Here is a 9,276-nt window from a genome sequence, read left to right on the forward strand (position 1 = left end):
TCGCAGGCGGCGGTCGCCGAGGCGCAATGGAAGCTCGACCAGAAGCGCGTCGCCGCGCCCGCCGCCGGGCGCGTGTACGACACGCTGTACCGCGTCGGCGAATGGGTACAGGCCGGCAATCCGGTCGTGCAGATGCTGCCGCCGCAAAACCTGAAGGTGCGCTTCTTCGTCCCGGAGGCCGCGATCGCCTCGCTCGCGCCGGGGCGCACGGTCGCGATCCACTGCGACGGCTGTGCGGCGGACGTGCCCGCACGCATCACCTACGTGTCGAGCGAGGCCGAATACACGCCGCCCGTGATCTACAGCAACGAGAGCCGGACCAAGCTCGTGTTCATGATCGAGGCGCGCCCGGCCGTCGGCGACGCGCCGAAGCTCCATCCGGGCCAGCCCGTCGCCGTGAGGGTGCCATGACCGCGCCGCCCGCACCGTACGCGATCGACGTCGATCGCCTGAACAAGCATTTCGGCGACAAGCACGTCGTCAAGGACGTGTCGCTGCGCGTCGCGCGCGGCGAGATCTTCGGCTTTCTCGGGCCGAACGGCAGCGGCAAGACCACGTCGATCCGGATGATGTGCGGGCTGCTCACGCCCGACTCGGGCAGCGGCACCTGCCTCGGCTACGACATCGTGCGCGACAGCGCGCAGATCAAGCGGCGAGTCGGCTACATGACGCAGCGCTTCTCGTACTGGGAAGACCTGTCGATCCGCGAGAACCTCGACTTCGTCGCCCGCGTGTACGGGATGCCCGACCGCAAGGCGGCCGTCGCGCGCGCACTCGACGGCCTCGGCCTCGCGAGCCGCGCGGACCAGCTCACGGGTGCGCTGTCGGGCGGCTGGAAGCAGCGCCTCGCGCTGGCCGCCTGCATGCTGCACGAGCCGGCGCTATTGCTGCTCGACGAACCGACGGCCGGCGTCGATCCGGCCGCACGCCGCGACTTCTGGGAAGAACTGCACCGGCTGGCCGCGCAAGGGATCTCGGTGCTCGTCAGCACGCACTACATGGACGAGGCCGAGCGCTGCCACAAGCTGGCGTACATCGCATACGGCGAGCTGCTCGCGCAGGGGACGTCCGCGGAGATCGTCGCGTCGCAGGGGCTCGTGACCCGCGCGATCACCGGTGCGCATCTGAGCGAACTGTCCGCGCGGCTGCGCACGATGCCGGGCGTCGACCAGACGGTCGTGTTCGGCTCGGCGCTGCACGTGAGCGGCCGCGATCAGGCGCGGCTCGACGCGACGCTCGCGCAGGTCGCGGCACAAGCCGACGGGTCTGCCGCGCTGCAGGTCGCGCCGATCGACACCGAGCTCGAAGATGTCTTCATCTACATGATGGGCCGCGCATCCGGGCCGCCCGGCGGAGCGTCGTCATGAACGCGTGGGCGCGCCTGCGCGATGCGTTTTCGGTCGCCCGCTGGTGGAGCATCGTGCTGAAGGAATTCCTGCAGCTGCGGCGCGACCGCGTGACGTTCGCGATGATCGTCGGCGTGCCGATCATCCAGCTCACGCTGTTCGGCTTCGCGATCAACACCGATCCGAAGCACCTGCCCACCGCGGTGATCGTCGCGGATGCGAGCCCGTTCGCGCGCAGCTTCATCGCCGCGATGCGCAATTCCGCGTACTTCGACATCGTCGAGACGCTGCCCGACGAGGCGGCCGGCCGGCATGCGCTCGCCCGCGGCGACGTGCAGTTCGTGCTGAGCGTGCCGGCCGATTTCTCGCGGCGGCTGCTGCGCGGCGAGCGTCCGTCGCTGCTCGTCGAGGCGGACGCGACCGATCCCGTCGCGACCGCGTCGGCGATCGGCGCGCTGCCGGGCCTCGTGCAGCCCGTCGCGGACAAGGACCTGACGGGCCCGCTCGCCCACCTGAACGGCCGCCCGGCCGCGTTCGACGTCGTGCTGCACCGGCTGTACAACCCCGAGGGCATCACGCAGTACAACGTCGTGCCGGGCCTGATGGGCGTGATCCTGACGATGACGATGGTGATGATGACGGGCCTCGCGATCACCCGCGAACGCGAGCGCGGCACGATGGAGAACCTGCTCGCGACGCCCGTGCGGCCGCTCGAGGTGATGACGGGCAAGATCGTCCCGTACGTGCTGATCGGGCTGATCCAGGTGTCGATCATCGTCGCCGCGGCGCGCTTCGTGTTCGAGGTGCCGTTCGTCGGCGGCGTGTTCGCGATCTACCTGTCCGCGCTGCTGTTCATCGCGGCGAACCTGACGGTCGGCATCACGCTGTCGTCGCTCGCGCAGAACCAGTTGCAGGCGATGCAGCTCGCGGTGTTCTATTTCCTGCCGAACATCCTGCTGTCGGGCTTCATGTTCCCGTTCGCCGGGATGCCGAAGTGGGCGCAATTCATCGGCAACCTGCTGCCGCTCACCTACTTCAACCGCCTCGTGCGCGGCATCCTGCTGAAAGGCAACGGCTGGAACGACCTGTGGCCGTCGGTGTGGCCGGTCGCGCTGTTCACCGTCGTCGTGATGGGCGTCGCGCTGCGGTTCTACCGACGTACGCTCGACTAGGCGCCGCACGATGAAACCCGCTTCGCGTCGCCCCTTCCACGTCGACCCTGCTGCTCGCGGCTGTGCGCTGGCTGCCGCGCTGCTCGTCGCGGGATGCGCGGTCGGGCCGGATTTCCACGCGCCGGATGCGCCCGCCACGCAGCACTACACGCGCGGCGAGCCGCCCGCGACGACGGCCGCCACTGCCGCCCCGACTGGCGACGCGCAGACGTTCGCATCGGCCGCGCATACGCCGCGGCACTGGTGGACGCAGTTCGGCTCCGAACCGCTGAACCGGCTCGTCGATACCGCGTGGCACAACAGCCCGACGCTTGCCGAGGCCCGCGCGCGACTCGACGAAGCGCGGCAGAACCATGCGGCCGAAGCCGGCGCGACGATGTTGCCGAAAGTCGATGCGAGCCTGTCGGCCACGCGCGAGCAGGTCGACACGACCGCGTTCGGCCTGCCCGCCAACGTGCCCAGCCCGGGGCCGTTCACGCTGTATGACGCGTCGGTGAGCGTGTCGTATGTACTCGACGTGTTCGGCGGCAACCGGCGTGCGCTCGAAGCGCTACGCGCGCAGGTCGACTACCAGGCGTACACGCTCGACGCGGCGCGCCTGACGCTCGCGGGCAACGTCGTCGCGACCGCGATCCTGCGCGCGTCGCTCGCGCAGCAGGTCACGCTCACGCGGCAACTGATCGATGCACAGGCGCGCCAGTTGCGCATCGTCGAAGCGCGTTTCGCAATGGGTGGCGTTTCGCAGGCCGACGTGCATGCGCAACGCGCACTGCTCGCGCAAACGCAGGCGTCGCTGCCACCGCTCCAGGCCCGCCTCGCGCAGGCCGGCCACCGGCTCGCGATCCTGCTCGGCGTGGCGCCGTCCGATGCCGTGCTGCCCGACCTCTCCCTCGATGCGCTCGCGCTGCCGCGCACGCTGCCCATCGCGTTACCGTCGACGCTCGCGCGCGAACGCCCCGACATCCGCGCAGCCGAAGCCGTGCTGCACCAGGCGAGCGCGAACGTCGGCGTGGCCACCGCGAACCTGTATCCGCGCTTGTCGATTTCGGCGGGAATCGGCTCGGAGCGCACACGCATCGCGGATCTCGTGAGCGGACTCAATGTGTGGAATGTCGGCCTCGGCCTGACGCAACCGCTCTTTCACGGCGGTGAACTGCGCTCGAAAAAACGTGCGGCCGAAGCGGCGTACGACGCGGCCTTCGCGAGTTACCGGGAAACCGTGCTCGAAGCGCTGCAGCAGGTGGCCGATGCCATGCGCGCGGTCGAGCACGACGCGGCGACATTGCAGGCGAGAGACACCGCCGCGCAGGAAGCGGCGGCCAGCAACCGGATTGCCGGCGACCGTTACGCGGCGGGCGGGATCAGCACGTTCGACCTGCTCGACGCGCAGCGGCAGGCGCTGCAGACGGCGCTCGACCGGACGCGCGCGCAGGCCGACCGGCTCGCCGATACGGCGGCGCTGTTTCAGGCGCTGGCGGGGAACTGGACGGATGACGCGGCGGAGTGATCGGATGGACGACATTGGCACGGGCCGGATGCTGCCGTCTGCACGCTGGGCACCGCATGAGCGGTGCACTTGTCAGGCGCGGCATTCGTCGCCGTCCGCATCCGGTCGATGCCGGCCGGCGACGGCACCGGAATACGCACAATACGTACCGCAAACAAAAAACCGGCCCGAAGGCCGGTTCTTCAACCGCATGTCGTAAGCGGCGCTCGCGCGCCGCGCGACATTTAGAAGCGGTGGATCAGGCCGACGCCGACGCCGATCTGGTTCTGCTTCGAACCTGCGCCCACGCCGTCGCCGATGGACGTCGTTGCAGCGATGATCTTGCCGCCGTTGAGCGTGTTGCCGCTCGAATGCTGGTAAGCCTCAACTGCGTACAGGCCCGTGCGCTTCGACAGGCTGTAGTACTGCGACAGCGTGACCTGGTGGTACTTGGCCGAGCTGGTGATGCCGTTCGACTGCGTTGCCGCCGTGTACGAGTAGCCCGCTGCGAAGTCCCACTGAGCGGCTGCCTTCCAGTGCAGCACGGCACCTGCCGTGTTGAAGATGGCCGTGTTGCGGAACGCCGAACCCGTGCCCGGCGTGTACTGGACGTTCGAGTACGATGCCGAGATGTCCCATGCCGGCGTGAACTGGTAGCCCGCCGTCACGGCGATACGCTGTTGCGATTGCGCCGTGGCATAGCCGTTGTTGATCGACGAGACAGCCGGCTGGTTGCCGTCGCCCGATGCCGTCAGGCCGTTCTGGACCGTCGAGTTCGCGCCCCACACGCCGCCGCCGAGCGTCGCGTTGTTGACCTTCTGATAGCCGACCGCGATGCCTGCCGGGCCGTTCAGGTACTGGATCGCCGCGCTCCACGTCGAGCCGCGGTTCGTCGCGCCTGCGACGCCGCCGAACGAGTACGAACCGCCGACCGTGAAGCCGTAGAACTTCGGCGACATGTAGACGAGCGAGTTGTTCGCGCGGTAGCTCGTATCCAGCGAGTCGATATCGCCCGGGTGTGCGCCGTAGTAGCCGGTCAGCCAGGTCGTCGGGCTGTACGGCGACAGCAGCGTGTAGTACGCGGTGTACTGGCGGCCGGCCGTCAGCGTACCGTACGTGCTGTTGGTCAGGCCAACCCACGCCTGACGCGTGAAGATGCCGTTGGTCCACTGCGACGAGCCGTTAGCCGTGTTGACGCCGGCTTCCAACTGGAAAATCGCCTTCGTGCCGCCGCCGAGATCTTCGCTGCCCTTCAGGCCGAAGCGGCTGCCTGCCCACACGCCGGTGGACATTTGCACCTTCGAGTGACCACCCGTGGTCGCGCCGACGGCCGACGAGTTGTTCTGCCAAGCCAGACCGTTGTCGACGATACCGTACAGGGTCACGCTGCTCTGGGCGTGGGCGGCGGTAGCGGCTGCGAGACCGACTGCCGTCATGGCGAAAGCGACGCGCTTTTTCATTGATTCTCCGTCCTCAAAGAATGATTTCTTTTCTGGTGTGGTTTTATGACTGACACATGTGCGAGTACATGCCGACGGGATTCTGACGGATTACCGATTATTTCCCAACACGCGCAGTCGGTCATCGTATGATCGACGCAACGCAGGGGTTCACCAAGCGGTTACATAACACCTGAAAACGCTTACGCGGCGGGCTTTTCCGGCATTTCCCGGTGAAAACCCTAGCTTTACATTTTTACGGGTGCAACGCGTCCGTCGGATGTCGTCAGATGCCTTCGGCAACATACGTCTTACCAATGCGCGACCGTGGCTGACACCACGATTCACGCCGCCGCGAAGGATCGCTGACGTTCATGACACCCACGTTTCGCGACACGAAATAATGAAAACGTTTTTAGCCGAGGCGTGAAGCGGCGGACGGTGATGGCCCGGCGAACGCGGGCGGAGGGGCGATGCCGGCACCTGTCGCGCCGGCATCGTTCAGTGCGAATCAGCGCGTGGCCGGCTGCGCGAGATGCGCGCTCACGGCATCGGCGAGCGCGGTCAGGCGCGCGCGAATCGCGGCGTTCGAACCGACCAGCGCGAGCGACGACGCCATGATCCGGTAGACGCGCTTTCTCGGCACCTTGGCCGGCTTTGCCGGATCGAGCCACGCATCGTTGCCGGCCAGCAACTCGAGCGTTTCGAGGCCGATCATGATCGGCCACAGGCACGCGAGCCGCAGCCGCACGAAGCGGCGCGGGATCGCGAGCGTATACGTGCATGCGTCGCGATACTGGTCGAGCGTCACGCGCAGCAGGTCGACGAGCACGCCGCGCGCGCGCGCCGACGCGTCGGGCGCCATCAGGTCGGCGACGCCGAGCCCGTGCGCACCCAGCACGTCGTCGGGCAGGTAACACCGGCCGATGCGCAGGTCCTTCCCGCAGTCGCGCAGGATGTTGGTCATCTGCAGCGCCTTGCCGAAACGGATGCCCTTCTCGCACATGTCCGGCAGGTTCCAGCCGCGCGCGGCCGGCGTGTGCATGCCCGTCATGTCGGTCCAGAACTCGCCCACGCAGCCGGCCACGAGATACGTGTAGCGGTCGAGTTCGCCGCGCGTCGGCAGCGACACGACGCGCCCCGACTGCTCGTCGGGGAACGTGCGCAGGTCGAATACCATCCCCGCCGTCAGCGTCGCGACGACCTTGCGGATCGATGCGCGGTCGGCGTCCGGCTGCGTGCGCAGCAGCGCGAGCATCGGCTCGATCGAGCCGAGCAGCACGTGCTCGTGCGAATCGGTCTGCATCCGCGTCACGTCCTCGAGCGCCCGCGACAGCGCGACGCCGTCGCCGAGCCGCTCGACCTCGTCGCGCAGGTCGGTCAGCAACGCGGCCCGGCGATCGGGTGCGACGAGCGCCGTATCGGCAATCGTGTCGGCCGCGCGCGCAAGCAAGTACGCCAGGCCGACCGGGTCGCGCATGCCGTCGGGCAGCACGCGCAGCGTCAGGTAGAAGGAGCGGGAAACGTTCTTCAGCAGGTCGCCGAGCAGGAAAGCGGAATCGGTTCGAGTCGTCATGGGTCGGGAAAAATCGGCCGGCGCGGGCCCCGGACGCACACGGGCGCCGGGCGCCCGCGCCGGCCCGCGAGTCGCCGCATCGTCGCACCAGACGGGCGTCGGCCCCGGCGCGGCGATGCAAAATTCCCGCAAGTTTAGTGCATCCGGCGGCCGGCCTGCCCGAGACGGCCGGAATGCGCGTCACGCCAAGCCGCACTCAACCGCCCTGCCACCGGCATCGCACCCTAAAAATAGAGAATGGAAAGGCACAAGTAATATATATGTAATTATTCGGTGCGACGATCGCGTCCCATTCGACTCCGTGCGACACGCCACGACAGCCGCATCGCCGGATCGATCGCCCCTTTCCGACTCTCGTTTCGAAGGTTCATCGACATGCTCTTCAAACGCCCGACCTCCCTGCGCTACGTCCCGTTCGCCTGTGCCGCCGCGTTCCTGCTCGCCGCGTGCGGTGGTGACGACGACGTCGCGTCCGATCCCACCCAGCCGATTTCCGCGAAGGTCCAGGTGGTCGGCCATCGAGGCGCGAGCGCGCTGCGCCCCGAACACACGCTCGCGTCGTACCGCAAGGCGGTCGAGGACGGCGCGGACGTGATCGAGCCCGACCTCGTGTCGACCCGCGACGGCGTGCTCGTCGCACGACACGAGAACGAGATCTCGGGCACGACGAACGTGTCGACGCTGCCGCAGTTCGCGAGCCGCAAGGCGACCAAGACGATCGACGGCGCGGCGCTGACGGGCTGGTTCACCGAGGATTTCACGCTCGCCGAGCTGAAGACGCTGCGCGCCCGCGAACGCATTCCGCAGGTGCGCCCCGCGAACGCCGCGTACAACGACCAGTTCGAGATCCCGACGTTCGACGAGATCGTCGCGCTCGCGAAGCAGATGTCCGCGCAGACCGGCCGCACGATCCACCTGTATCCGGAAACCAAGCATCCGACCTACTTCCAGTCGATCGGCCTGCCGCTCGAGGACCGTCTCGTCGATGCGCTGCTGAAGGATACATACACGGCACGCACGGCGACCGTCTACATCCAGTCGTTCGAGGTCGCGAACCTGAAGACGATCCGCAACCGGATCAAGTCGAGCCAGCCGAACTGGAAGCTCGTGCAGCTGATGGACGAAGCCGGCCAGCGCCCGTACGACTTCGTGAAGGCGAACGACAAGCGCACCTATGGCGACCTGTCGACGCGCGACGGCATGCGCGAGATCGCGACCTATGCGAACGGCGTCGGCCCGTACAAGACGTCGATCATCGCGGTCGCCGCGGACGGCACGCTGCAGCAGCCGACGCCGTACGTGCGCTACGCGCACGAGGCCGGCCTCGTCGTGCATCCGTACACGTTCCGCCCGGAGAACAACTTCCTGCCCGCGTCGCTGAAGGACGGCGGCACGCCGGCCACGCGCAACACGGCCGGCTCGGTGCGCGAGATCCAGGCGTACCTGCGCGCGGGCATCGACGGTTTCTTCACCGACGATCCGGCCGTCGGCCGCACGGCCGTCGATACGTTCAAGCGCTGACAGGCGCGCTGACCGGGCACGACGCATGACGCACGACGCGCCGCGCCCGGTTGCACCGTTTCGGTCAGATCACGTTGAAGTGATGCGTGCCGTCCCGCTTCAATTGATCGACCAGTCCGTACTCCCAGTCGAGATACGCCTGCATCGCGGCCGCCCCGTTGTCGGTGCCTTCGTACGGGCGCCGGTAGCGGTCGACGCGCGGTGAGGCCAGATGCGTCTCGCCGCTTTCGAGCGGCAGCCCGGCGTCGATCCACGCGGCCGTGCCACCGGCGAGCACCGAGATGTCGGCCGAAGCCGGCAGCAGCGCGCGGGCGTCGTCCGCCGCGAACCGCGCCAGCAGGCTCGACCCGCACGTGAACACATAGCGGTTCGCGGGCGGAATCGCCGCGAGCGCGTCGCGCAACTGCGCACGCACGGCGAACCACGCCCCCGGGATATGCCGCTTCACGTAGTTCGCGCTGGCCGTCACGTCGACGATCGCCAGTTCGCCCGGCGCGGCCTCCTTCAGCCAGCCCGCGAGCGTCGCGGGCGACACTTCCGCCACGCTCGGCGTCGCCGGCACGTCGCGCGGCGGCTGGCCGCGCTCGCCGAACTGCGCCGTGCCGTCCTCCGCGAACCGCGCCAGCAGGCTCGACCCGCACGTGAACACATAGCGGTTCGCGGGCGGAATCGCCGCGAGCGCGTCGCGCAACTGCGCACGCACGGCGAACCACGCCCCCGGGATATGCCGCTTCAC

Annotated in this window: 8 protein-coding genes; 5 read left to right on the top strand and 3 right to left on the bottom strand. The window is 68.2% G+C overall.

Features of this window, described 5'->3' with window-relative positions:
* The 4 genes from G3N98_RS36335 to G3N98_RS36350 all read left to right on the top strand — a co-directional run.
* Positions 1-411 (top strand): HlyD family secretion protein (locus G3N98_RS36335; RefSeq protein WP_206150826.1); only part of this gene is annotated, 411 nt, incomplete at its 5' end.
* The gene (locus G3N98_RS36340) at positions 408-1,367 is read left to right on the top strand and encodes an ABC transporter ATP-binding protein (protein WP_206150827.1); all 960 of its coding nucleotides are present in this window, start codon (positions 408-410) and stop codon (positions 1,365-1,367) included. The genes G3N98_RS36335 and G3N98_RS36340, both read left to right, overlap by 4 nt.
* The gene (locus tag G3N98_RS36345) at positions 1,364-2,518 is read left to right on the top strand and encodes an ABC transporter permease (protein WP_206150828.1); all 1,155 of its coding nucleotides are present in this window, start codon (positions 1,364-1,366) and stop codon (positions 2,516-2,518) included. The genes G3N98_RS36340 and G3N98_RS36345 overlap by 4 nt, the downstream gene beginning before the upstream one ends.
* 10 nt (positions 2,519-2,528) lie before the next feature.
* Positions 2,529-4,025, top strand: coding sequence for an efflux transporter outer membrane subunit (locus G3N98_RS36350; protein WP_206150829.1), 1,497 nt, complete (start codon positions 2,529-2,531; stop codon positions 4,023-4,025).
* Between the two features lie 224 nt (positions 4,026-4,249).
* Here G3N98_RS36350 and G3N98_RS36355 read toward each other — a convergent pair whose 3' ends face one another.
* Positions 4,250-5,464 carry a porin gene (locus G3N98_RS36355; protein WP_089442597.1) on the bottom strand — a complete coding sequence of 405 codons (1,215 nt, stop codon included), beginning with the start codon at positions 5,462-5,464 and terminating at the stop codon, positions 4,250-4,252.
* 490 nt (positions 5,465-5,954) lie between these two features.
* A complete protein-coding gene (locus tag G3N98_RS36360) occupies positions 5,955-7,019 on the bottom strand; it encodes a phytoene/squalene synthase family protein (protein WP_206150830.1) in 1,065 nt (354 codons plus the stop codon).
* Positions 7,020-7,394: 375 nt separating this feature from the next.
* Between G3N98_RS36360 and G3N98_RS36365 the strand changes: the two genes are divergently transcribed.
* Positions 7,395-8,540, top strand: a complete 1,146-nt coding sequence (locus G3N98_RS36365) for a glycerophosphodiester phosphodiesterase (RefSeq protein ID WP_206150831.1) — start codon at positions 7,395-7,397, stop codon at positions 8,538-8,540.
* A gap of 64 nt (positions 8,541-8,604) precedes the next feature.
* Here the strand turns inward: G3N98_RS36365 and G3N98_RS36370 are convergent.
* On the bottom strand, positions 8,605-9,276 hold a 672-nt coding region (locus tag G3N98_RS36370), incomplete at its 5' end, for a rhodanese-like domain-containing protein (protein WP_277396943.1).

Source organism: Burkholderia sp. Tr-20390 (assembly GCF_017104595.1).
GTDB lineage: Bacteria > Pseudomonadota > Gammaproteobacteria > Burkholderiales > Burkholderiaceae > Burkholderia.

What these genes read in the sequence shown, in the direction of transcription:
- G3N98_RS36340 (WP_206150827.1), top strand. Translation starts at nt 408, where the DNA reads ATGACCGCGCCGCCCGCACCGTACGCGATCGACGTCGATCGCCTGAAC.
- G3N98_RS36345 (WP_206150828.1), top strand. Translation starts at nt 1,364, where the DNA reads ATGAACGCGTGGGCGCGCCTGCGCGATGCGTTTTCGGTCGCCCGCTGG.
- G3N98_RS36350 (WP_206150829.1), top strand. Translation starts at nt 2,529, where the DNA reads ATGAAACCCGCTTCGCGTCGCCCCTTCCACGTCGACCCTGCTGCTCGC.
- G3N98_RS36355 (WP_089442597.1), bottom strand. Translation starts at nt 5,464, where the DNA reads ATGAAAAAGCGCGTCGCTTTCGCCATGACGGCAGTCGGTCTCGCAGCC.
- G3N98_RS36360 (WP_206150830.1), bottom strand. Translation starts at nt 7,019, where the DNA reads ATGACGACTCGAACCGATTCCGCTTTCCTGCTCGGCGACCTGCTGAAG.
- G3N98_RS36365 (WP_206150831.1), top strand. Translation starts at nt 7,395, where the DNA reads ATGCTCTTCAAACGCCCGACCTCCCTGCGCTACGTCCCGTTCGCCTGT.